This is a genomic window from Brevundimonas sp., from assembly GCF_046299595.1.
GTDB lineage: Bacteria > Pseudomonadota > Alphaproteobacteria > Caulobacterales > Caulobacteraceae > Brevundimonas.
This window is the reverse complement of sequence record NZ_JBKBHQ010000001.1, coordinates 1,009,578-1,031,562: the sequence shown is the minus strand read 5'-3', so window position 1 is coordinate 1,031,562 and position 21,985 is coordinate 1,009,578. Positions and strand designations below refer to the sequence as shown.

The following is a 21,985-nucleotide window of genomic DNA, read 5'->3' as shown; positions in this document are numbered from 1 at the left end:
AAAGCTGATCAGAAGAACAGCGGGTTGGCGCGCGGCGGCTCTGCCGGTTCCGGTTCGGGCCTCTGGGCAGGCTGGGGCTCGATCACATCGGGCTGACGACCGGGCGTCGGCTGGGGCATCGGCTGGGGCGCGGGCTGCGATGGCGCGGGGATTTCCGGGCCGATCACAGCATCGTCATAGAACTCGCCAGCGCCCGACATGACATCGCCGATGGGATCGGGCGGCACCCAGCCTTCGGGCAGGGGCGGGCCGTTGGGGATGGACTGGACGTTCAGGCGCGGCAGGGCGGCCTGCATGAAGGCGCGCCAGATCGCGGCCGGGGCCTGACCGCCGGTCACCCCGCGCATGGGCGAGTTGTCGTCCTTGCCCACCCATACCGCCACGGCGAAGCCGCCGGTATAGCCCACGAACCAGGCGTCGCGGTAATCGCTGGTGGTGCCCGTCTTGCCTGCCAGATCGCGGCCCGCGATGGCGACCGAGCGCGCCGTGCCCGAGGTGATCACCCCGCGCATCATCTGGTTGAGGTAGTAGAGCGCCGGGTTCTGGATGGCCTGATTGGCGCGGCTGTCGGCCTGGGCGCGCTGATAGACGATGCGGCCATCGACAGTGCGGATGCGCGTGATGGCGTGGGGCTCGACGCGGCGGCCGCCATTGGCGAAGGCGGCATAGGCTCCGGCCATCTCAAGCGGGCTGATCTCGACGGCACCCAGCGCCATGGCCGGCTCCAGCCCGATGCGCGAGGTAACGCCAAGGCGCCGCGCGGCGCGTGCCACATGATCGCGCCCGATCTCGTCGGCGAGCCCTGCGGCGATGGTGTTCACCGACTGGGCCAGCGCATTGGACAGCGTCGTCTGGCCGATGAAGGTGTTGGTGTAGTTCGACGGCGACCAGTTGCCGATGCGGATCGGCTGGTCCACCACGGGCGTGTCGGGCGTATAGCCTGCCTCCAGGGCGGCCAGATAGACGAAGGGCTTGAAGGCCGATCCGGCCTGACGGCGCGCATCGACGGCGCGGTTGAACTGGCTGTCGGCATAGGAGGCCCCGCCGATCAGGGCGCGCACGCGGCCCTCGCCGTCCAGAGCCACCAGAGCGGCCTGCTCCACGCCCCGGCCCCGGTCTCTCTCGATGATCTGGCGCACCGCGCGCTCGGCGGCGGTCTGGATGGTCAGGTCCAGCGTGGTCTCGACGATCAGGTCCTCGCCCGGCTCCGAGCCCACCAGGGTGCGGATCTCGCGGTCCAGCCAGTCGACGAAATACTGGGCGTGCTGGGAGGCGAGGGTGCGCGACACCCGCACCGGTTCCAGAACCGCGGCCTCGCGCTGCTCGGGCGTGATGACCCGGGCCTGCTCCATTTCGTTCAGCACCACCGTGGCGCGCCCGGCGGCGCGCTCGGTCTCGGACAGGGGGCTGTAGCGCGAGGGCGCCTTCAGCAGGCCCGCCAGCATGGCCGCCTCGCCCACGCTCAGCTCGGAGGCTGACTTGTCGAAATAGCGCTGGGACGCGGCCTCGATGCCATAGGCCCCGGCCCCGAAATAGACGCGGTTGAGATACAGCCCGAGAATCTCGTCCTTGGAAAAGCGCATCTCCAGCCAGACGGCCAGGATCAGCTCCTGCACCTTGCGTCTCATGTTCTGGTCGGGCGTCAGGAACAGGTTCTTGGCGAGCTGCTGGGTGATGGTCGAGCCGCCCTGCACCACGCGCCCGGCGCGCATGTTGGCCAGCATGGCCCGCACCATGCCGATGGGGTCGAAGCCGGGGTGATGATAAAAGCGCCGGTCCTCCACCGCGATGAAGGCGGCGGGCACATAGTCGGGCAGGGAATCGACATCGACGGGCGGGGCCTGCTGGCTGCCGCGCATGGCGATCAGCGCGCCGTTACGGTCCAGATAGGTGATCGAGGCCTGCCGCTCCACGTCATAGAGCGAGGCGGTGCTGGGCAGGCCGCGCGCGAACACGGCCAGGAACACCACCAGGAAGATAAGGCCCCATACGCCCGCAACGGCGGACCAGTAAAGGAAGCGGTTCATGGGCGGGCGAGAGCCCCTGCTGCCTGAACCCGCTGCGCGACCTGCCATTGCCACCCTCAAGATCAGGGATGCGCGCGCATCCCGCCAGACGTCCCGGCCACTTAATCAGCCCTGTGGGTCAGCCCTCTGGCGATGCGACCCCAAGGCGCGAGCCGCCATCGCAGCGAATGACCGTCAGAGCGTCCTATGCCGCAAGTGATTAACACCGTCCAACGGCTTGCAGCCGACAGGGGTATTCACCAGGAGACAGACTTGCCGGACGTTTCCGCCGAAACAATGGCGCAGGCCGCGCCGCTCAGCGCTCCAGCCCGGCAAGGAAGCTGTCGACTTCGGCGTAGAAGCGCGCAGGCTGGTCGAACATGATGAAGTGCGCCGAGTCCTCGATGCGCACCAGTCGGGCACTCGGCTGGTTTGCATAGCTGGCCCTGTAGATGGCGTCGGTCATCTCGGGGGTCATGCGCGCATCGTTGAAGGTGACATAGAGCACGCTCACCGGCACGGTGATGGCGCTGATCTCGCGCGTCAGATCGGTGGTGGCCAGCTCATGGAAGGCGGTGGCAGAGACCTGCTGGTCGCTGGCGCGGCTGTGACGCAGGGCCATGGGCCGCATGGCCTCGGTGTTGATCATGCCGTTGATGGTCTGTTCGGCCTGGGCATCCCACAGGGCGCGTGGCGATCCGGCCTGCATGGCACGGATTTGATCGGCAATCGGGCGGATGTCCTCCACCGTGGCGCCCGGCGCGCCGAACATCGCGCCCACGAAGGGAATCATGTCCACCACCATGATCCCGCCCGTTGCATCGGGGTGGCGCGCCGCCACCATCATGGCGATGGTGCCGCCCATGGAGTGACCGATCAGGGCCGGGCGCTCAAGGCCGTTCTCGCGCACATAGCGGGCGATCTCCTCGGCCACAGGGGCGGCCACGGGGCCTTGGCTGTTGGCACCTGCGGGCTGACCGGCAAAGCCGCCCACATGGATGCGGTGCACGCGATAGCGCCCGCGCAGGTGGGCAAGCGTGCCCTCCCACACCTCGGGTGAGGAGCTGAGGCCGGGGATCAGGATCACGTCCGGGCCCTCGCCCTCGACCAGCACGCCGATCCGGTCTGATACGAAGGCGCTGGCGGTGGATGCAGGTTGGGACGGCATGATGGCGTGGCCGGTGCAGGCCGAGGTGGCAAGGACCAGCGCGAGGGCAAGCGGACCGAGAAGCAAGCGAATGGGCATGGGCGATCCTGTTCGTGCAGGCCCGCGCGGGGCCGGAAGGGGTCTCGTCGTCAGACTGATCATGGCGCAGGGACACGATCAAGCCGGACTGATACCGGTATGGCCCATACACTTTGCGACGTAAAGTGCTTTGTGCCAGATGGGCGCTTTTGCAAATGCTCCGAGCGCGCCATAGCTTCATGCCGGAACCGACTTCGACGAGTGCGCGATGAGCCCTGCCGACACCGCTGCCCCCAAGAGCCGCGCCCCCGCCTTCGGTCAGGGGCTCTTGCGCGACTGCTGGTATTTTGCCGCCCTGTCCTGTGAGGTGAAGCCCGGCAAGATGGCGCGCCACGAACTGCTGGGCGAGCCGGTGCTGATCGGGCGCATGCCGTCCGGCCAGATCTATGCCCTGCGCGACATCTGCCCCCACCGTGCCGCGCCCCTGTCGGCCGGGCGCATGGTGCGGCGCGAGGGCGAGGGCGAGACCATCGAGTGCCCCTATCACGGCTGGCGCTTCCGCGCCGACGGAGCCTGTGCCGCCATCCCCTCGCTGGTCAGCGATCAGGCCATGGAGGTCGAGCGTATCCGTGTGCGCCGCTATTGCGTACGCGAGAGCCAGGGGATGGTGTTCGTTTTTATGGGTGATGCGCCCACAGATGAGCCCGACACCGCTCCGCCCGCCTTTCCCGGCGTGGTCGGCGGCGCGCCAAAGCTGGTCGAGCGCATGGTGTTCGAGGCCCACATCGACCACGCGGTTGTCGGCCTGATGGACCCGGCCCACGGCCCCTATGTCCACCGGCAGTGGTGGTGGCGCAGCGAGCACAGCCAGCACGACAAGCAGAAGGCCTTCGAGCCGCGCGAGCTGGGCTTTGCCATGGCGCGCCATGCGCCTTCATCCAACAGCCGCGCCTATGCCCTGCTGGGCGGGCGTCCCGAGACCGAGATCACCTTCCGCCTGCCGGGCTATCGCTGGGAGCACATCGTGGTCGGCCAGCGCCAGGTTCTGGCGCTCACCTGCCTGACGCCGCTGGACGAGACGCGCACGCGCATCACCCAGATCTTCTGGTCCGACCACCCGGTGTTCAATCTGGTGCGCCCCTTCCTGCGCATGGGCGCGCGCGCCTTCCTCAAGCAGGACGGCGACATGGTGAACCTGCAGAACGAAGGCCTGCGCTATCGCCCCGGCCTGATCTGGATCGACGACGCGGACCGTCAGGCCAAATGGTATCAGCAGCTCAAGCGTGAATGGATCAGGTCGCGCGAGGAAGGCCGGGCGTTCAGCAATCCGGTCGAGCCGACGGTCCTGCGCTGGCGCAGCTAGCGGCGCGCCTCGTTCAGCAGTCGGCCGCTTCAGGCCCGGATCTCAGGCCCGGATCATTGGGCAGTCGGTCGCGTCAGGCCCGACCTTGGGCCAGAACCATGTCGACCTGGGTCTCCAGCCGCGTGACGATCTGGCTCAGCGACCAGCTCTCATAGGCCGCCTTGCGATAGTTCACGAGATAGAGATCCCACAGCGTCTCGCACAGCAGCTTGAGGTCGACCCCTTCGGTCAACTCGCCGCGTCGCACACCGTCGCGCAGGGTCTCGGAGACCACCTGCATGGCCTCGCGCACGATCTGGCGGGTGCGCAGCTCGGCATCGACCGGCTGAAACCACAGGCGCGCCACCGTGGCCTGCACCAGCGGCAGGCGCTCGAGGCCGTGGGCATAGCCCTCGCGGAACATGGCGATGATCTGGGCGCGCAGCCCCTCACCGCGGGCCTGTTCGGCGCCCCGGCGCATGGCGCTGGCCGTTTCTTCCATGTCTTCGGTCAGCACCGCTTCGAACAGGTCGGCCTTGTCCTGAAAGTTGGCGAACACAGCCCCCGTTGACATGCCCGCGCCCGAGGCGATGTCGCGGATGGTGGCGCTGTCATAGCCGTGCAGGGCGAACAGGCTGCGGGCTGATTCGAGCACACGCAGGCGCGTTTTCTGCTTGGCTTCCTGGCGGCGGTTGAGCCGGGCAGGAGGGCTGTCGACAGCGGTGTAGGGGGCTTTGAGACTGGACTCGTTCATACGCTTACTCGGACTGGATGGCTTCAAGACGCGCCAGTACGCTCTCGGCACGGCGCTCGAATTGGCCGCAGTACTCATCGACGGCCTCGGTTAACAGTTCAGCCTGTTTGCGGGCCAGAAAGCGCCCGTCGGCTGCTGCCGATTTCAGGTCGTCGATCAGGCCGCGCAGCTCGGCGGCCAGCATCGCGGTCTCGTCCATGTGTTCGTGTCCCTGCCCGTTCACGGCAGGAGAAGTCAGTGCGCTCATTGTGCAGGAGTTTCTTCGAATTGTGGGGCTCGCAAGGAGCCAAGCCCAGTCTTTAGATCAGCAAATCTTGGCCGAAATAGGTTTCAGCTTTGCCGTTCCGCGAACATTGTTCGCCGTTTGCTTGCGACACGACGCCGCAACCCGTCATGGGCGCAGGACGTTAACGCTGTCGCCGCGCCACAGGCGAACGCCGTAGCCATGCCGGTGGATTTGCGACTAGGGTGCGGTGGCGAGCGCGCATGGGTACCGCTGAGGCGTACCGGAAAGGTCGGCCAGATCACCTGTGCGCGGACCCAGCAGGGGAGGGGAGCCTTTGAACGGCGGCGACAGATACGGCAGCTACAGGCCCAGCGGCTACCTTCGCAAGGTGCTTACCGCCGACGAACAGATCCTGCGCCTGACGCGGCGGCACTGGATCATCTGGTTCGTCAAGACCTTCTGGTGGATGGTGCTGTTCTTCCTGATCGCGGGAGCCAGCGTGTGGTTCTTCCTGAACGAGCCGCCGGACTCCCAGATATGGCTCTGGCTGGCGGGCGCGGCCCTCATTCCGGGATTCATGTGGTTCTGGGAGCATCTGGTCTGGCTGAACGAAAAGAACGTCATGACCTCGATCCGCGTCATCCAGATGGAGGGCGTGCTCAACAAGCGGGTGTCCGATTCCCTGCTCGAAAAGCTCAACGACGTTCAGACCCACCAGTCCCTGATCGGGCGCATTCTGGGCTTTGGCGACATCGTGATCCTGACGGCCAGCGAGCAGGGGGTGAACCGGCTCTACACCATCACCGACCCGCTGGGCTTCAAGCGCGCCATGCTCGAGGCCAAGGCGGTGGTGGAGCGCCAGGCGTCTCCGCTCATCGACCAGAACTGAGCGTGTGTCGGCTGATCTGGCCTGCGCAGACTGGTTCAGATGAACGATATTTAAGCCACAGCCACGCCCAAACCCCTTAATACCGTGTCTGGATGGGACTGACCTTGTCGCCTGCATTGGCTATGTAAGTGCCTGTCAGGCCAATGATCCGGGAGCCCGCTCCCCCGATGCCACCGCCGCAAGACCCCGCCAGATGGGTCGCGGCATCAGAGACGTGAGGACGCTCGAATGAGGAAACTGCTGCTTGGGGCCGCGCTCGGCGCCCTGATCCTGCCCGCCACCGTCACCGCCCATGAGCCGGCCGCACGCATCAGCGAGGACGCGGTGTGCCTCGACGAGCTGTGCCACAACATCTCGCTGTTCGGCATCACCAATCCCGAAGGGGGCGAGGGCTTCACGGGCATCGAGGCGCCGCGCTACGGCAGCTGGGGCTTCGACATCGCGGGCATGGACCGCAGCGTGCGTGCAGGCGACGACTTCTTCCGCTACGCCAACGGCACCGACTACGACAATCTGGTCATCCCGGCCGACCGCACGCGCTATGGCTCGTTCGACATCCTGGCGCAGCTTTCGGAAAACCGGATGGAAGCGCTGATCGGCGAGCTGTCCACCAGCGGCGATCTGGCCGCAGGCTCGGACGAGGCCAAGATCCGCGACCTCTACAACAGCTACATGGACGTGGCGCGCATCGAGGCGCTCGATGATGCCCCGCTCCAGCCGATGCTGGCGGACATCCGCGCGATCTCCACCCACGAAGAGATGGCGGCCTATATGGGTTCGACCCAGGGCCGTCCGGGCAGCGGCTTCTTCGGCATGGGCGTCAGCGACGATGCACGCAATCCCGAGGCCTATGCGCTCTATATGTCCCAGAGCGGGCTCGGCCTGCCCAACCGCGACTACTATCTGAGCGAGACCTTCGCCGACAAGCTGGCGGCCTATGAGGTCTATGTCGCGCGCATGCTCGAGATGGCGGGCTGGGAAAACCCGACCGCCAATGCCCGCGCCATCGTCGAGATGGAAACGCGCATCGCCCAGGCCCACTGGACCCGCGCCGAGAGCCGCGACCGCGACCGCACCTACAATCCCATGAGCCAGGCCGACCTGATCGCCCAGGCGCCGGGCTTTGACTGGAACCGCTATTTCGTGGCGGCGGGCGTCGGCAACCGCGATCGCTTCATCGTCAGCCAGAACACCGCCTTCCCGGCGATCGCGGCGATCTTTGCCGAGACCGACATCGCCACCTTGCGCGCCTGGCAGGCGTTCAACACCATCGACGGGGCGGCCAGCTTCCTGTCGTCGCGCTTCTCCGACGCCCAGTGGGAGTTCCGCTCGCGCGAACTGGCCGGTCAGCTCGAACAGCGCCCGCGCAACAAGCGCGCCGTGGGCTTCGCCCAGAGCCGCATGGGCGAGGCGCTGGGCCGTCTCTATGTCGCGCGCTGGTTCCCGCCCGAGTATCGCGCCCAGATGGAAGAGCTGGTCGAGAACCTGCGCCTGGCCATGGCCGTGCGCATCCAGAACCTCGACTGGATGAGCGATGAGACCAAGGTTGAGGCCCTCGACAAGCTGGAGAAGTTCGGCGTCAAGATCGGCTACCCGGACGAGTGGCGCGACTATTCAGAGCTTGAAGTCCGCCCCGACGACCTGTTCGGCAACATGCTGGCTTCGGGCCGCTTCAACTGGAACTATCAGCTCGCGCGCCTCGACCGTCCGGTCGATCCCAACGAGTGGGGCATGACGCCCCAGACGGTGAACGCCTACTATTCCTCGACCAAGAACGAGATCGTGTTCCCGGCGGCCATCCTGCAACCGCCCTTCTTCGATCCCGACGCGGACCCGGCCATCAACTACGGCGGCATCGGCGGTGTGATCGGGCACGAGATCGGCCACGGCTTCGACGATCAGGGCCGCAAGTCCGACGGCGACGGCGTTCTGCGCGACTGGTGGACCGCCGAGGATGCCCAGCGCTTCGAGGCTCAGGCCACGATCCTGGGCGCGCAGTACGACAGCTATGAGCCCATCCCCGGCCAGTTCATCAACGGGCGCCTCAGCATGGGCGAGAACATCGGCGATCTGGCCGGTGTGACCCTGGGGCTGGAAGGCTATCGCATGTCGCTGAACGGGGCCGAGGCGCCGGTGCTGGACGGCTTCACGGGCGATCAGCGCGTGTTCCTCGGTTGGGCCCAGGTGTGGCGCGGCAAGTATCGTGACGATGCCCTGCGCCAGCAGCTCGCCACCGGCCCGCACAGCCCCAACATCTTCCGCGTCATCGGTCCGGTGCGCAACATCGACGCCTGGTACGAGGCCTTTGGCGTCGAGGAGGGCGATCGCTACTGGGTCGCGCCCGACCAGCGCGTGCGCCTGTGGTGATCTGAGCGCCATGATCTGAATCTGGGGGCCGGGCGCTCGCGCCCGGCCCTTCGTTTATCTGGCCCTTCGTTCATCCGGCCCTTCGTTTATCTGGCTCCCGCTTTCAGCTTCATGCTTTCAGCGTCCGGGCATCGCCCCGGGCGACGCAGAGTGCAGGCCAGAATGCGGGCCAGAATGCGGGCCAGAATGCGGTCTGGGGCCGGTGGCTGTGGGTCACTGATGACGGGCGCAATTAAAAAAGCCCGCCGCGGGGGATACATCGCGACGGGCTTCTTTTTTGCTCATTTCCGAGCAGCGTTTCCTCCCCGAAACGCCGGAGGGCAAACGGCTCGCGCATCAGGATGCGCGCGCAGATCACGCCTCACGTGGGGCGATACAACGTCAGAATCCCGCCTCTGTCAATCGCGGGCATGGTCAAAAGCGGAGCAAACTCAAGGTGATCGCTGTTCAGTCAGCCTGGGCGGCGCTCAGTATCCGGCGCACCTCGGCGATCATCTGATCGCGCGGCACACTGATCTGGCCGGGCCGCTCGTCCTTCCAGGTCTGGTTGTCCGCCACCTTGGCCGACAGGGCCCGGCCAAGATCGAGATCCTTGATCGTGACGCGCCCCGACGCAATCTCGTCGCCGCCCAGCATGATGGCGGCGGGGGCCCTGCGCCGGTCGGCGTATTTCATCTGGGCCTTCATGCCGGCCTGACCCAGATAGACCTCGGCGGCGATGCCATGGCTGCGCAGTTCAGATGCGGCCGCGAAATAGTGCGCCATGTCGCCCTGGTCGAAGGCGATGACGACGACGGGGCCGCGCACGGCGGACTGATCGCCAAGCCCTGCCGCACGCAGGGCCGCACCGAGGCGCGACACCCCGAAGCTGAAGCCCGTGGCCGGCACGGTCTCGCCCGTGAAGCGCGCGACCAGATCGTCATAGCGCCCGCCCCCGCCGATGGAGCCGAAGCGCACCGCGCGGCCCTTCTCGTCGGTTGTGACGAGCAGCAGTTCGGCCTCGAACACCGCGCCGGTGTAGTATTCCAGTCCGCGCACAACGGACGGATCGATCACCGCCGCCGTCTCGCCCACGCCCAGCGCTTTCAGGGCCTCGGTGATGCGTGCCAGATCGGCCAGCCCCTCGGCGCCCGCGCGCGTAGAGCCGATGATGCCATCGAGCGCATCGAGCACGGCTGTGCGGCTGTCTGCCGTGACCGCCAGATAGCTGAGCACCGCATCAATGCCCGAGCGCGTCAGACCCGCGCCCTTGGTGAAGTCGCCCGAATCATCGAGACGGCCCTCGCCGAGCAGGGCGCTGACGCCCTCAGGGCCGAGCCGGTCCAGCTTGTCGATGGCGCGCAGCACGCTCAGGGTCTGGGCGGCAGAGGTGACGCCTGCGGCCTCCAGCACGCCGTTGACCAGCTTGCGGCTGGCGATGCGCAGCACGGCCTGGTCCGCGCCTAGTCCAGCCGCGCGCAGCCCCTCGGCGGCCATGGCGATGATCTCGGCATCGGCCTCGGGCCGCGCGCTGCCGACCGTGTCGGCGTCGCACTGGATGAACTCGCGAAAGCGCCCCGGTCCCGGCTTTTCGTTGCGCCACACCGGCCCGAAGGCATAGCGGCGGAAGGGCTTGGGCAGGGTCTCCCAGTTCTGGGCGGCAAAGCGGGCCAGGGGCGCGGTCAGGTCATAGCGCAGCGCCATCCACTGCTCGTCGTCGTCGGCCAGGGCAAAGACGCCCTCGTTGGGCCGGTCGGCATCGGGCAGGAACTTGCCCAGCGCATCGGCATACTCGAACGCGGGCGTGGCCAGGGCCTCGAAGCCCCAGCGCTCATAGACCGCCGACACCTTGTCCACGATATGCCGCTCCAGCGCCAGATCGGCGGCGCGGCGGTCGGCGAAGCCGCGCGGCGCGCGCGCTTCGGGGCGGGGGGTGGCAGGCTCGGGTGCCGTGGTCTCGGGAGTCTTGGTCTCGGGCGTTGTGGTCATGAGGGGCGCTTAAGCCAAAGCCCCCACGCCCGCAACATTGCCCCCGCAACATCATCCGTCCGAGGCAGACTCCGTCGATCCCGCCTGCGGCTCTGGCGCCGGATCAGGCCTTGAGCGCGCGCCCGTAGGTCAGCCTGCGCCACAGCCACTCCAGCGGCCCCATGGAAAAGCGCGACAGCCACAGGGGCGACCAGATCAGCTGCACGATCCAGATGCCGATCACATAGAGCCACAGCTCGGGCCAGGCGACCTGACCGAACAGCCCCAGCCCGCGCCCGCCATAGAAGATGGTGGTCATGATCAGGGTCTGGCTCAGATAGTTGGTGAAGGCCATGCGGCCCACGCTGGCCAGCGGGGTCAGGATGAAGCGCAGGCCGAACTTCACCAGCAGGATCAGGGCCGAGGCATAGGCCAGAGAGGCCAGCGGGGCGAGGAAGGTGATAGCCGGGCGCGGCATCAGGGTCATGAAGTCGAAGCCGCTGGCGATGATCGCCTCGCTCTCGCGCCAGATCAGATAGAGCGCGCCTGCGCCCAGCACGATCAGTGCGCCATAGACCGCCACGGGCGCGCGGCCCGAGAAGAAGCCGGTCTTGTAAAGGCCCATGCCGATCATCATCAGGGCTGCCGTGGCCGGCATCATGAAGATCAGCATGAAGGGCACGCTCTGCAGCCAGTTCATGACCACCTGGCCCGTGACGCTGAGCGCATCGCCCTGCATGGCTGCGATCATCCCGGCGATCTGCTCGGGGCTGGCGTTATAGCCCATGTCGGCCATGACCTGATCCATGGTGCCGGGAGGCGCAAAGCTGAGCGACATCATCAGGCCCACATAGAGCGCCGAGCAGATCACGTTCAGCACCACGCCCGTGATGATCAGGGTCCGCGCCCGCCAAGAGCGCGCCAGCATCACGAAAAGGCCCGTCCAGGCGTAAAGCAGCAGGATGTCGCCGAACCAGAAGGCCAGACCGTGCAGCAGGCCGAACAGGGCCAGCCAGAACAGCCTGCGCCGCAGCAGCTTGCCGCGCGCCTTGTCGGACCGCTCCCCGCCGATCAGGAAGATGGAGGCCCCGAACAGCATCGAGAACAGGGTGCGCATCTTGTCCTGGAAGAAGACGTGCATCACCTGCCAGGCACTGACGGCCTCGCCCTCGAAGCCCGTCTGCAATGACGGGTTCATGATCACGGGCAGGGGCTGGGCAAAGGTGATGGCATTGACCGCCAGAATGCCCAGAACGGCAAGACCGCGCACCAGATCGAGCGTGAAGATGCGGTCAAGGGGCCTGACCGGCCCGAGCTGCGCCTGCGGTGCAGCGATGGAATCCTGTTCGATGGCAGCCATGGTTCAGCCCTCCCCAGCCGAGATCGGCGCACAGTGATCGCGCGCGCGTACAAGGGCAAATGACTTTTGGGTAACGCACGCCTTCCGGTGCCGGGAAGCGGCCTTTGCGGCGGGGCGTCAGTCGCCGGCGACAGGTGCGGCCTCTTCGCCCACGCCATAGCGAGTAGAGAGGCGCTCGGGCCGCTTGCGAAAGGCGATCAGGGCCACGAAAAGTCCCGCCCACAGGGCATGGCTGATGCCCACCAGCATGGCGAACGGCAGCCCGGCCACGCCGTAGATCAGCACGATGGTCTCCAGCCCGCCCAGCTTCTGTTGCAGGGGCGCGGACGTCAGCAGGCTCTCGACGCCGATGGCCACCATGAGCAGGGTCTGGGACGCAGCGGCGATGACCGCGCCGTACATCAGAAAGCGCCAGATGATGCCGAGGCGCGTGGAGGGCCGACTGGTGCGCTTCAGCTCGCGCAGGATCAGGGCGATGGCCAGGGCAATACCGAGGGCCGAGAGCAGCACCGCCAGAATGCGCCAGTCCGTGTGCGCGCTGGGCTCGATCACGGTGGGCGGTGCGGTCAGCATGGTGGCCCACAGCGGCGGCCAGGCCATGCCCACCGCCCAGGCCAGCAGCAGCCAGACGGGCGCGCCGTCCTTCAGCATCACGCGGCTCTGGCCGGGAATGCGGCTGACCGCGTCGTCCTCCTGCAGATAGGCTCTCATCGTGTCGGCACCGGTTTCTCGCCGCGATAGTCATAGAAGCCGCGCCCGCTCTTGCGGCCCAGCCAGCCGGCCTCGACATATTTCACCAGCAGCGGGCAGGGGCGGTACTTGGAGTCCGCCAGCCCCTCATAGAGCACGTTCATGATCGCCAGCACCACATCCAGCCCCATGAAATCGGCCAGCTCCAGCGGGCCCATGGGATGATTGGCCCCCAGCTTCATGGCCGTGTCGATGCTCTCGACCGAACCGACGCCCTCATAGAGGGTGAAGATGGCCTCGTTGATCATCGGCACCAGCACGCGGTTGACGATGAAGGCGGGAAAGTCCTCGGCGTCGGTGGTGGTCTTGTCCAGCGAGTGGGCGAAGGCCTTGATGGTTTCGTAGGTTTCGGCCGATGTGGCGATGCCGCGGATCACCTCGACCAGGCGCATCACCGGCGCCGGGTTCATGAAGTGCAGGCCGATGAAGCGCTCGGGCCGGTCCGTCACCGAGGCCAGCCGCGTGATCGAGATCGAGGAGGTGTTGCTGGCCAGCAGGGTGGAATCGCTCAGGTGCGGCGTCAGGCCCTCGAAGATGGCCTTCTTGACGCCCTCGTCCTCGGTGGCCGCCTCGATGATCAGATCGCTCTTGCCGATGGTTTCCAGAGAGTCGCCGGTACTGACGCGCGCGCGCGCGGCCTTCGCCTCTCCGGGCGACAGCTTCTCGCGGGCGACCTTGCGCTCCAGGCTCTGGTCGAGGGCCTCCAGCGCCGCCTGGAGGCGCCTTTCGTCGATGTCGAACAGGCGCACCTCATAGCCGCTGACGGCGCAGACATGGGCGATGCCCACGCCCATCTGTCCGGTGCCGATGATGCCGATGGTGCGAAGGGTGCTCATTCCTGCTCTTGGGGCCTGCGTCATGCGGATGGGCGCAAGGGGGCACGCGCGCACGCCGGTCCTTGCGGCGGGCTGGCCCGCTCGGCCTCAGTCTTAGGCCAGATCGCCTGCGGCCAAAAGACCTGATCGAACCGCTAGACAAAAGGGCGGGGATCGCTCCCCGCCCTTCATGTCGATGCCCGCATCCCGGCGTTGACGAAGGCCGCGTGCCTTCAGCCCAGCGCCTTCATCAGTTCAGGCACGGCGGTCTTGTAGTCGGCCACGAGGCCATAGTCCGCCACCTGGAAGATCGGCGCATCGGCGTCCTTGTTGATCGCCACGATCACCTTGGAGTCCTTCATGCCTGCCAGATGCTGGATGGCGCCCGAGATGCCGATGGCGATGTAGAGCTCGGGCGCGACCACCTTGCCGGTCTGGCCGACCTGATAGTCGTTGGGCGCATAGCCCGCATCGACCGCCGCGCGGCTGGCCCCCACGGCAGCGCCCAGCCTGTCCGCCAGCGGCTCCATGACGGCGGCGAACTCCTCGGCCGAGCCGAGCGCGCGTCCGCCCGAGACCACCACCTTGGCCGCGCCCAGCTCGGGCCGGTCGGAGGCGACCATTTCCTCGGAAACGAAGCGCGTGGCCGCAGCCTCGCCCGCCGCCGCGTCCTCGATGCTGGCCGAGCCTCCCTCGGGGGCGGCGTCAAAGGCGGTGGGACGCACGGTGATCACTTTTCGCGCATCGGACGTCTGCACGGTCTCCAGCGCATTGCCTGCATAGATGGGGCGCACGAAGGTGTCGGCGGACACGACCTCGATGATGTCCGAGATCGGCGCCACATCCAGCTTGGCGGCGATGCGCGGAGCGAAGTTCTTGCCCGCCGAGGTGGCTGGCGAGAGGATTGCCTCATAGCCGTCGGCCAGCTTCATGATGGTGGCTTCCAGCGCCTCGGCCACCATCTGGCCAAGGGCGTCCGACTGGGCCAGCAGCACCTTGCGCACGCCCTTGATCCTGGCGGCCTGATCGGCCACGGCGCGCGCATCCTTGCCCGCCACCAGAATGTCGATGTCTGCGCCCAGCTTGCCCGCCGCGGTGACGGTCTTGTGGGTGGTGTCGCGCAGGTGGGCGTTGTCGTGGTCGGCAATGACGAGAATGGCCATTACAGCACTCCTGCGGTCTTGAGCTTGGAAATCAGTTCGGCGGCGTCGGCCACCTTGATGCCAGCCTGGCGCTTGGGCGGTTCGGTGACCTTGAGCACCTTGAGGCGCGCGCCCGTGTCGGTGCCGTAGTCACCGGGGGCTTTCACGTCGATGGGCTTCTTCTTGGCCTTCATGATGTTGGGTAGCGAGGCATAGCGCGGGGTGTTGAGGCGCAGGTCCGTCGTCACCACGGCGGGCAGTTTCACCGCCAGGGTCTGCAGCCCGCCGTCGATCTCGCGCGTGACATGGGCCTCGCCATCCTTGACCTCCAGCCGGGAGGCGAAGGTCGCCTGGGGCCAGTCGAGCAGGGCGGCCAGCATCTGGCCCACGGCATTGTTGTCGCCGTCGATGGACTGCTTGCCCATCAGCACCAGATCGGGGTTTTCCTCTTTGACCACGGCGGCCATCAGCTTGGCCACGGCCAGCGGCTCCAGATCATCGCCGGTCTCGATCAGGATGGCGCGGTCCGCACCCATGGCGAGCGCGGTGCGCAGCGTCTCTTGCGCCTGGGACGGGCCGATGGACAGGGCGACGATCTCGGACGCGGTGCCCGCGGCGTGATGCTCCTTGCCCTCTTTCAGGCGCACGGCTTCCTCGACGGCGATCTCGTCGAAGGGGTTCATGCTCATCTTGACATTGGCCAGGTCGACACCTGACTGATCGGCCTTCACCCGGGCCTTGACGTTGTAATCGATCACCCGCTTGACCGGGACCAGAACCTTCATGATCGAATCTGCCTGACGTTGAAGCTGATGGAAAAACCCTTAGAGGATAGCGCCTGCACATGGAGCGTGAAGGCCACCGTGTCAACGTAACGCAGCGTGAGCTTGACCCAGAAAGGAGCGGCCCGGATGGACCGCAGCATGAAACGCCTCAGCCTGTTGTTCCTGGTGCTGTTCGCCCTGGCTCTGGGCGGGGTGCGGCTCTACGACCATCTCGTGATGGAGCCCGCCGAGCGCTGCGTGCGCGAGGGCGGCTGGTACGACGAGGAAAGCCGCGTCTGCGCCCGTCCGGTGTACGTGCCCAACATCGAGAACCGCGCGCCCGACGAGAGCCGCGAGGAGGCCTCGCGTCGGCAAAATCAGGAGCTGGTGCGCCAGGAGCGTGAGTATGTCGCCCGCCAGCAGGCTCTTGAAGAAGCGAAGCGCCGCGACGCTGACGAACAGCGCCAGCGCCTCCAGCAGGCCACGGGGCGCTAGGCTCTCGCCCCTTGTCGAGCTTGACTACGGTGCGGGCTGGGGCTCTGGCCGCTGGCCGCCTTTGGCGATGGTGCGGCCCATGTTCATGAACGGGGTCTCTAGTAGGCGGTAGGTCAGATATGAGCCCACGACCGTGACGACCGCCGCGATGCTGTAGGACACCCACGCGGCCACGCCGAACACTGACAGCGCATAGACCAGCGGCGCGGCCACGATGGGATGCAGCAGATAGATCGAATACGAGGACTCGCCGAGCGCGTTGAGCGGCCTTGCCAGCACGCGCGGGGCCTCCGGTCGCATGAACACGAAGGCACCGACGAACAGGACCGAGCACACGGTGAAGACGACGCGGGCGTGTGATGACACCAGCTCGACCCGCTCCGGTGCAGTCGGCCAGAGCACGAACACTGCCGCCGCCACCACGGCCACGCCCAGCCAGAGCAGCCGCGAGGGGAGAAGCCGTCGCACGGCCTCGGCATGGTAGCCGATCATGGCGCCAGCGAAGAACAGAACGGCCTGATTGAACGGGTTGACGTAGTGCGCCCACTGGGAGGCCAGGTCGGCGCCGGGCTCGATCACACGATAGGCATAGATCAGCGCCGTTGCCGCCGTCAGGGCCAGCATGGCGGTAATGGCCATACGCATGGAGCGCAGCAGGAAGCAGGCACCCGCAAAGAGGGTGTAGAACACGATCTCGTTGCCAATCGACCACGCGCCCGTGGTGATATACTGCGACGGGGCCACGAAGCCAAAGGTCAGGGTGAAGGACAGGATCGCCTTCTCAAGCGGGAACACATAGACCCCGCCGCGCACCAGATGGTCGAGATAGCCCAGCGCCAGCCCGAGCACACACACCAGCCAGAACAGTGGGGCCAGCCGGAAGAACCGCTTGATCCCGAAGGCCGCGAAATCGCTGCCTCGGTTCAGCTTGTCTCGATAGGCGATGGCGATGCTCACGCCGCTGATCACATAGAACATGGAGACGGCATAGATGCCGAGGCGGCTCAGGGTGCCGGTAGCGGCCATCTCGCCGTTGGCCATCAGGCAACAGCCAGACCACGCCACGAAGTGATAGATCATGACGGCCAGCGCCATGACGCCCCGCAGATGGTCGATGGACTCGATGCGCTTCATGCTCGCCCCCTCACGCTTGCCCTTCCTAAGCGCGAGGCGTTGATTTTTCCAGCGATTGTGTTCAGGTGCGCCGCGTCGGGAGCCGCCTATGTTCAACCCCTTTGCGTTTCTTCTCTGCCTGGTGAGTGGCCACCGCTGGACGCACTCGCGCAGGTTTCACGCGCACAAGCGGTGCATGCGCTGCCGGAGGCTGGTTCGTTACTGAAGCCAGAAAGTCGATATGGGCGGCATTTCGGGGCTTCTGTGAGCGAGGGCGTGTCGCTATGGCTCAGGAGCGCCCCCATGGCGCGCTGAAGGGTGCGGGTGACACAGACCATGGCTGCGCAAGCGCGTCCGCGCCTGATCCTCTATCTCTCGGGGCGCTGGAAGCGCGCCCATGCCGACCTGCTGCGCGCGGGCGACATCCTGTGGCGCGGGCCTGACACCGACGCGCCGCCCGGCACCGGGCCATGGCAGGTGCTGCCGCGCCTGCCCCGCGACGAGGCTCCGCTCCTGTCGCAGTATGCCGCCTTGTGGGCCTCGACAGGAATGTCGGCGGGAGAGGACTTCGCCCGCGCCCTGGCCAACAAGCATTATCTCTACGGCGTGCTCGCCGTGGCCGCCCAGCTTGAAGCGGTGTCGCGGCTGATCGATGAGCACCAGCCCGCCGAGGTGCTGATCTTTTCGGCCGGACCTTCGCATGAGCCCGTGCCCGCCGTCGGCTTTGCCAATTCGGAATCGGCCACAGGCAGCCGCGATCTGATCGGTGCCATTGTGGCGGGCGTGCTGGAAGGACAGATTACCGGCTGCAAGGTCCGCATCGAACCCCTCTCTGGCGATCTGATGATGAACCTGCGCATCCGCAGGCCCCTGATGCGTGCGGCCACCACGGCGCTGGTGGGCCTCAGCGCGCTGAAGCTGATGGCAGGGCGCATCACACGCCGGAGCGTCATGCGCGATGCCGTGCGCACCCTGGTGTTCGTGCGCACCCGCGAACACGCCCGCCATTGCGCGCGCATCTTCGGTGGGCAGGAGGGCGTCGCGGCCCTGATCACGCCCCAGTTCACCCAGGGCGGCGCGCGCGGGATTCTCGATGCGCTGGGCGATGCCGTGCCCGCCGCCTTCCCCAGCCTTGCGGCCACGCTGAAGGCGCTGGCTGCGGCCCTGCTGCCCTCGCGCCGGTCTGCTCCCGGTGCCAGCGCAGCCATGACCTGTGCCGGGTTCACCTGTCGCGTCAGCCTCGACAGCGTGCAGCGCGATCTTCACGCCACGCGCCTGTTCGCCTTTCAGCGCGCCCTGATAAGCGCCAGCCTGCGCGACTATCCCGACCTTCGTGCCTGTGCGGGCTTTGAGGTGCAGGGGCCCTTCGCCTGGATCGAGGGCTGTGAGCCGAGGCGCCTTGGCCTGTCGTCCATGACCATCCAGTCCGTGCTGGTGCAGGGCCGCTCCATCCCGCTGTTTCCATGCAGCGACCGCTTTTTCGTCGACAGCGCCCCCAATGCCCGACTGCTGGCGGATGTGGGGGCCGAGGCGCCGGGCCGCGTGGTCTATGCCGGGCCGCCCTTCGCGGTGCGGCCCGTGCAGGCGCAGGCGACGATCAAGCGCATCGGCTTTTTCACCCAGCCCTATGAGCATGACCTGTCAGCAAGGGTTCTCGAGCGCCTGTGCGAGACGGCCGCGCGCATCGGGGCCGAGGTAGTGCTGCGCCTGCACCCGCGCGACACCCCTGCGCCCTATGCCGCCGTCATGGCGCGCCACGGGGGGCTGTGCACCTTGTCGCAAGGCGAGCCTCTGTCCGATCTGATCGCACGGCTCGATCTGTGCGTGACGCGCACGTCGTCCGTGACCAAGGAGGCGCTGGCGTCTGGCAAGATGGTGCTGAACGTGCTGATCTCGGACTTCGACCGGGCCATCAGCGCCGACTATCTGCCCGGCAAGGGCGCTGCGGATGGCGGGGGCACCATCGCCCGCAGCCTGGACGAGATCGGGACGCGGATCATGGCTCGCGAACAGCTCGCCGCAGACAGCGCGGCTCTGGCACAGCACCTGTTCGCGGGGCTTACGCTGGCGGACTTCCTGCGCGAGATCGACCTTTCGGAGAGCGGAACCTGATGGCCCCGCCCGTGCCCGCAGCCCTCCAGCGCGTGCTGAGCCGCGGCTCGGCGCTGGGCTTTAGGGCGGGCTCGCTGCTGGCGCGGTTCCTGCTGGCGATCGTGGTCGCGCGACTGCTGCCGCCGGACGCCTTCGGCCTGTTCATGCTGTTGCTGGTCACGGTGCAGATGGCTTCGGCCATGGCCTCCATGGATGTCTATGCCGAGACGACGCGCCTGTTTCTTGCGCAGGAGGGCGGGCGCGATCAGGTGCTGTCGCGCCATTTCTCGTTCCTGCTGCTGGCTGCCGTGGTGGCCGCCCCGCTGGCGGCGGCAGGACTTTATCTGCATGAGGGCAGCGCCAGCGTGATCGTCTATGCGCTGGTGGCCGCACTGGTGGTATCCGAAGCCCTCGCCAACGATGTGGGCCGCTTTCTTGCGCCGCTGGGACGCCCCCTGTGGGCCAGCGCCTATCTGTTCATCCGCCAGGTGCCGCCGGTCGCGGCCCTGCTGATCGCCGATCTGGCGGGCGTGGGCCTCGGTCTGGTCGAGATCGTCATGGTGCTGGCCGCGTTCTCTGTGGCGATCACGGCGGCCAGCATGGTCTGGCTGTCGCGCGGGCGGCCATGGCGTTTCATCAGCGGTTTCGATGCGCGCTGGACCTGGGCGGTCATCAGGGGCTGCGCCCTGTTCTTTGCCGGGACCATCCTGTTTCGCGCCCTGTTCGGACTGGACCGCTTTCTGGTCAGCAGCGGCACGGACCTGGCCACGGCGGGTGTCTATGCGCTCTATGTCTCGTTCGGTCTGGGGCTGGTGTCGGTGCTGGAGGCCGGAGTGTCAGCCTGGCATTACCCGAAGCTGGTGCAGGCGGTGCTGCGGGGCGAGAAGGCCCTGGCCCTGCGGCGCCTTCGCGATTTCGCCATTGCCAATGCCCTCAGCGCGCTCCTGCTCTGCGCCCTGGCGGCCATCGCCGTGCCCCTGATCGTGCGCGGCGCGCTGGGGCCGGACTACGAGGCCGGGCTGACCTGGTTTCCGCTCATCCTGCTGGGCGCCTTCCTGATCAGTGCATCGCTGCCGTTCCACTATCTGGTCTATGCGCGGCGGCGCGATGTGAGCTTCGTCATGATCTATGGCGCGGCCCTGATCGTGATGGCGGCCTATTTCGTGATGGTGCTGTCCGGGGGCGCAGCGGCCGAGGCTTTTGCCCTGTTCGCTCTGGTGGCCGCAGCCATAACGGTCGGGCGCGTGATCGCCGCGGCTCCGCTGATCGTCACCTTGCGCCGCGAAAGTTCGTGAGATGAGCGTGGCATCAGGGAAGGCTCTGGACTATCGTTCGCCCCGCGCGGCCCGGCAGGGCGGGGGCGGGTCTGGGATCACGGCATGAGCAGCATCACCACGGACATGGACATGGCCGCGCCCGGCAGGGCGGGAGCACCGCCGAATGTGCGGGCCATCCGCGGCGAGCTGCGCGTGCTGGCCGTGGCCGCCGTGACCATGATTATCTTCTGCGCCCTGCAACTGCTGGCCATCCTGCGACTGACCGGCACCCAGGGCATCGCGCCGCTGCTGCTGACGTCCTATCGCGTGCTGGATGTCATGGTGGTGCTGACCTTCCTGATCTACTGCCGCCCGCTGCTGCGTATGCGCTTCGAGGACGTGCTGCTGATCGTGTTTGCCACCTATCCGATGCTGATCGGTCTGGGGCGCGGACAGCTCACCTTCACCTATTTCAACGACATCGCCATCTACTGGCTGTTCCTGGCCAAGATCGTGATCTTCCGCACCGTGCTGAGGCGGGTCGATGACGTGGCGGGTATCGATGCGGCCTTTGCCCGCCATGCCCGGCGTATTGTGTTTTTCAGCGGCCTGTTCGCCGTTCTGGCGCTGGCATGGGCCCTGTTGCTCGTTGGGGCAGGGGTGCGGTTTCTCTATCAGGCCCCTGCCGAGATCATCTTTGCCTCGGGCTATGTGCTCGCCAAGGGGCATGTGCTGGCCTACACCGGCTTTGTCGTTCTGGCCCTGTTGGCGGGCAAGCGCATGGTCATGGTGGGCGTGATCGGCATGGGGCTGCTGGCATCGCTGGCCAATGGGCGCATCCGGCGTGCGACGCTCAAGATCCTGCCCGTCGCCCTTGTTCTGGTGCCGGTGGTGTTCGTGCTGCTGCCCATGATCGCGGGCATCGAGTCCCCGATCCTGAACCGCCTGATACTGACCTTTGAGCGCGTGCAGTCCGCCTATGCCAGTTCGGGCGATTTCCTCGAATTCCTGATGCGTATCGATCCGGCGCGCTTTGCCGAATACGTCTCGCTAAGGCCCCACCTGACCGGCTGGCAGCTCGCCTTCGGCAACGGCTTCGGATTCCGCTACGAGCTGGACGCGGCCTTCTGGTCCTACATCGGCTATGAGGACAAGGGCGACATCACCAATGCCCACTTCACGCCGCTGGCTATCGTGGCAAAGTTCGGCCTGCTGGGCCTTGCCCTCTGGCTGATGGTGCTGTGGCGCGCCTTCTTCGCGCCGATCAACAAGGCCTCGTTCCTGCAACAGGCCGGGCGTCTCGCCCTGTTCGGGGCCGTGCTGGAATCCCTGTTCGCCTTCGGCTTCTTCATCAGCGTGTTCGTGCCCTTCTACATCGCCCTGACCACAATGGGCCGCGCGCGCCCCCATGTGCCCGAACAGCGCAGGCGCGGAATGCTGTCACGCCTGATGCCAGGGTCTCGCGCGGTACGGAGAGCCTAG

The 21,985-nt window shown here is 66.8% G+C and carries 18 protein-coding genes; 7 read left to right on the top strand and 11 right to left on the bottom strand.

What is annotated here, in order from left to right:
• Positions 1 to 8 precede the first annotated feature (8 nt).
• Positions 9 to 2,075 (bottom strand): transglycosylase domain-containing protein, encoded by a 2,067-nt coding sequence (locus tag ACK4E3_RS05130; protein ID WP_409697280.1) that lies wholly within the window; start codon positions 2,073 to 2,075, stop codon positions 9 to 11.
• A 247-nt stretch (positions 2,076 to 2,322) separates the two neighbouring features.
• A complete protein-coding gene (locus ACK4E3_RS05125; RefSeq protein WP_409697277.1) occupies positions 2,323 to 3,252 on the bottom strand; it encodes an alpha/beta fold hydrolase in 930 nt (309 codons plus the stop codon).
• A gap of 208 nt (positions 3,253 to 3,460) precedes the next feature.
• Between ACK4E3_RS05125 and ACK4E3_RS05120 the strand changes: the two genes are divergently transcribed.
• Positions 3,461 to 4,555, top strand: a complete 1,095-nt coding sequence (locus tag ACK4E3_RS05120) for a Rieske 2Fe-2S domain-containing protein (RefSeq protein ID WP_409697274.1) — start codon at positions 3,461 to 3,463, stop codon at positions 4,553 to 4,555.
• Positions 4,556 to 4,628: 73 nt separating this feature from the next.
• On the opposite strand, the gene ACK4E3_RS05115 is transcribed toward ACK4E3_RS05120, so the two are convergent.
• Positions 4,629 to 5,288 carry a TetR family transcriptional regulator gene (locus ACK4E3_RS05115; protein WP_409697271.1) on the bottom strand — a complete coding sequence of 220 codons (660 nt, stop codon included), beginning with the start codon at positions 5,286 to 5,288 and terminating at the stop codon, positions 4,629 to 4,631.
• A 4-nt stretch (positions 5,289 to 5,292) separates the two neighbouring features.
• Positions 5,293 to 5,535: a hypothetical protein gene (locus tag ACK4E3_RS05110; protein WP_409697268.1), complete on the bottom strand. Its 243-nt coding sequence runs from the start codon at positions 5,533 to 5,535 to the stop codon at positions 5,293 to 5,295.
• Between the two features lie 313 nt (positions 5,536 to 5,848).
• On the opposite strand from ACK4E3_RS05110, the gene ACK4E3_RS05105 reads away from it, so the two are divergent.
• Both ACK4E3_RS05105 and ACK4E3_RS05100 read left to right on the top strand, forming a co-directional pair.
• Positions 5,849 to 6,403: a PH domain-containing protein gene (locus ACK4E3_RS05105; protein WP_409697265.1), complete on the top strand. Its 555-nt coding sequence runs from the start codon at positions 5,849 to 5,851 to the stop codon at positions 6,401 to 6,403.
• Between the two features lie 228 nt (positions 6,404 to 6,631).
• Positions 6,632 to 8,770, top strand: a complete 2,139-nt coding sequence (locus ACK4E3_RS05100) for a M13 family metallopeptidase (RefSeq protein WP_409697262.1) — start codon at positions 6,632 to 6,634, stop codon at positions 8,768 to 8,770.
• A 447-nt stretch (positions 8,771 to 9,217) separates the two neighbouring features.
• Here the strand turns inward: ACK4E3_RS05100 and hisS are convergent, their stop codons facing one another.
• From hisS to ACK4E3_RS05070, 6 genes are all read right to left on the bottom strand, one after another.
• A complete protein-coding gene (gene hisS, locus ACK4E3_RS05095) occupies positions 9,218 to 10,738 on the bottom strand; it encodes a histidine--tRNA ligase (protein ID WP_409697259.1) in 1,521 nt (506 codons plus the stop codon).
• Between the two features lie 103 nt (positions 10,739 to 10,841).
• Positions 10,842 to 12,077: a DUF418 domain-containing protein gene (locus ACK4E3_RS05090; RefSeq protein ID WP_409697256.1), complete on the bottom strand. Its 1,236-nt coding sequence runs from the start codon at positions 12,075 to 12,077 to the stop codon at positions 10,842 to 10,844.
• Between the two features lie 117 nt (positions 12,078 to 12,194).
• A complete protein-coding gene (locus tag ACK4E3_RS05085; protein WP_409697253.1) occupies positions 12,195 to 12,788 on the bottom strand; it encodes a phthalate transporter in 594 nt (197 codons plus the stop codon).
• Positions 12,785 to 13,663: a 3-hydroxybutyryl-CoA dehydrogenase gene (locus tag ACK4E3_RS05080; protein WP_409697250.1), complete on the bottom strand. Its 879-nt coding sequence runs from the start codon at positions 13,661 to 13,663 to the stop codon at positions 12,785 to 12,787. The genes ACK4E3_RS05085 and ACK4E3_RS05080 overlap by 4 nt, the downstream gene beginning before the upstream one ends.
• A 212-nt stretch (positions 13,664 to 13,875) precedes the next feature.
• Positions 13,876 to 14,805: an electron transfer flavoprotein subunit alpha/FixB family protein gene (locus ACK4E3_RS05075; RefSeq protein ID WP_409697247.1), complete on the bottom strand. Its 930-nt coding sequence runs from the start codon at positions 14,803 to 14,805 to the stop codon at positions 13,876 to 13,878.
• Positions 14,805 to 15,569, bottom strand: a complete 765-nt coding sequence (locus ACK4E3_RS05070; RefSeq protein ID WP_409697244.1) for an electron transfer flavoprotein subunit beta/FixA family protein — start codon at positions 15,567 to 15,569, stop codon at positions 14,805 to 14,807. The genes ACK4E3_RS05075 and ACK4E3_RS05070 overlap by 1 nt, the downstream gene beginning before the upstream one ends.
• A 126-nt stretch (positions 15,570 to 15,695) precedes the next feature.
• Between ACK4E3_RS05070 and ACK4E3_RS05065 the strand changes: the two genes are divergently transcribed.
• Positions 15,696 to 16,043, top strand: a complete 348-nt coding sequence (locus ACK4E3_RS05065; RefSeq protein ID WP_409697241.1) for a hypothetical protein — start codon at positions 15,696 to 15,698, stop codon at positions 16,041 to 16,043.
• 24 nt (positions 16,044 to 16,067) lie between these two features.
• Here the strand turns inward: ACK4E3_RS05065 and ACK4E3_RS05060 are convergent, their stop codons facing one another.
• Positions 16,068 to 17,177 carry an acyltransferase family protein gene (locus ACK4E3_RS05060; protein ID WP_409697238.1) on the bottom strand — a complete coding sequence of 370 codons (1,110 nt, stop codon included), beginning with the start codon at positions 17,175 to 17,177 and terminating at the stop codon, positions 16,068 to 16,070.
• A 315-nt stretch (positions 17,178 to 17,492) separates the two neighbouring features.
• Between ACK4E3_RS05060 and ACK4E3_RS05055 the strand changes: the two genes are divergently transcribed.
• The 3 genes from ACK4E3_RS05055 (at position 17,493) to ACK4E3_RS05045 (ending at position 21,985) form a co-directional block, all read left to right on the top strand.
• Positions 17,493 to 19,268, top strand: coding sequence for a hypothetical protein (locus tag ACK4E3_RS05055; RefSeq protein ID WP_409697235.1), 1,776 nt, complete (start codon positions 17,493 to 17,495; stop codon positions 19,266 to 19,268).
• A complete protein-coding gene (locus ACK4E3_RS05050) occupies positions 19,268 to 20,542 on the top strand; it encodes a lipopolysaccharide biosynthesis protein (RefSeq protein ID WP_409697232.1) in 1,275 nt (424 codons plus the stop codon). Before ACK4E3_RS05055 ends, ACK4E3_RS05050 begins: the two co-directional genes overlap by 1 nt.
• 84 nt (positions 20,543 to 20,626) lie before the next feature.
• On the top strand, positions 20,627 to 21,985 hold the full coding sequence (locus ACK4E3_RS05045) for a hypothetical protein (RefSeq protein ID WP_409697230.1): 1,359 nt from the start codon (positions 20,627 to 20,629) through the stop codon (positions 21,983 to 21,985).

Excerpts from the sequence above, each read along its gene's own strand:
- ACK4E3_RS05115 (WP_409697271.1), bottom strand. The coding sequence starts at position 5,288 with ATGAACGAGTCCAGTCTCAAAGCCCCCTACACCGCTGTCGACAGCCCT.
- hisS (WP_409697259.1), bottom strand. The coding sequence starts at position 10,738 with ATGACCACAACGCCCGAGACCAAGACTCCCGAGACCACGGCACCCGAG.
- ACK4E3_RS05050 (WP_409697232.1), top strand. The coding sequence starts at position 19,268 with ATGGCCCCGCCCGTGCCCGCAGCCCTCCAGCGCGTGCTGAGCCGCGGC.
- ACK4E3_RS05130 (WP_409697280.1), bottom strand. The coding sequence starts at position 2,075 with ATGGCAGGTCGCGCAGCGGGTTCAGGCAGCAGGGGCTCTCGCCCGCCC.
- ACK4E3_RS05085 (WP_409697253.1), bottom strand. The coding sequence starts at position 12,788 with ATGAGAGCCTATCTGCAGGAGGACGACGCGGTCAGCCGCATTCCCGGC.
- ACK4E3_RS05090 (WP_409697256.1), bottom strand. The coding sequence starts at position 12,077 with ATGGCTGCCATCGAACAGGATTCCATCGCTGCACCGCAGGCGCAGCTC.
- ACK4E3_RS05075 (WP_409697247.1), bottom strand. The coding sequence starts at position 14,805 with ATGGCCATTCTCGTCATTGCCGACCACGACAACGCCCACCTGCGCGAC.
- ACK4E3_RS05100 (WP_409697262.1), top strand. The coding sequence starts at position 6,632 with ATGAGGAAACTGCTGCTTGGGGCCGCGCTCGGCGCCCTGATCCTGCCC.
- ACK4E3_RS05045 (WP_409697230.1), top strand. The coding sequence starts at position 20,627 with ATGAGCAGCATCACCACGGACATGGACATGGCCGCGCCCGGCAGGGCG.
- ACK4E3_RS05070 (WP_409697244.1), bottom strand. The coding sequence starts at position 15,569 with ATGAAGGTTCTGGTCCCGGTCAAGCGGGTGATCGATTACAACGTCAAG.
- ACK4E3_RS05055 (WP_409697235.1), top strand. The coding sequence starts at position 17,493 with ATGGCTGCGCAAGCGCGTCCGCGCCTGATCCTCTATCTCTCGGGGCGC.
- ACK4E3_RS05080 (WP_409697250.1), bottom strand. The coding sequence starts at position 13,663 with ATGAGCACCCTTCGCACCATCGGCATCATCGGCACCGGACAGATGGGC.
- ACK4E3_RS05060 (WP_409697238.1), bottom strand. The coding sequence starts at position 17,177 with ATGAAGCGCATCGAGTCCATCGACCATCTGCGGGGCGTCATGGCGCTG.
- ACK4E3_RS05120 (WP_409697274.1), top strand. The coding sequence starts at position 3,461 with ATGAGCCCTGCCGACACCGCTGCCCCCAAGAGCCGCGCCCCCGCCTTC.
- ACK4E3_RS05110 (WP_409697268.1), bottom strand. The coding sequence starts at position 5,535 with ATGAGCGCACTGACTTCTCCTGCCGTGAACGGGCAGGGACACGAACAC.
- ACK4E3_RS05125 (WP_409697277.1), bottom strand. The coding sequence starts at position 3,252 with ATGCCCATTCGCTTGCTTCTCGGTCCGCTTGCCCTCGCGCTGGTCCTT.
- ACK4E3_RS05065 (WP_409697241.1), top strand. The coding sequence starts at position 15,696 with ATGGACCGCAGCATGAAACGCCTCAGCCTGTTGTTCCTGGTGCTGTTC.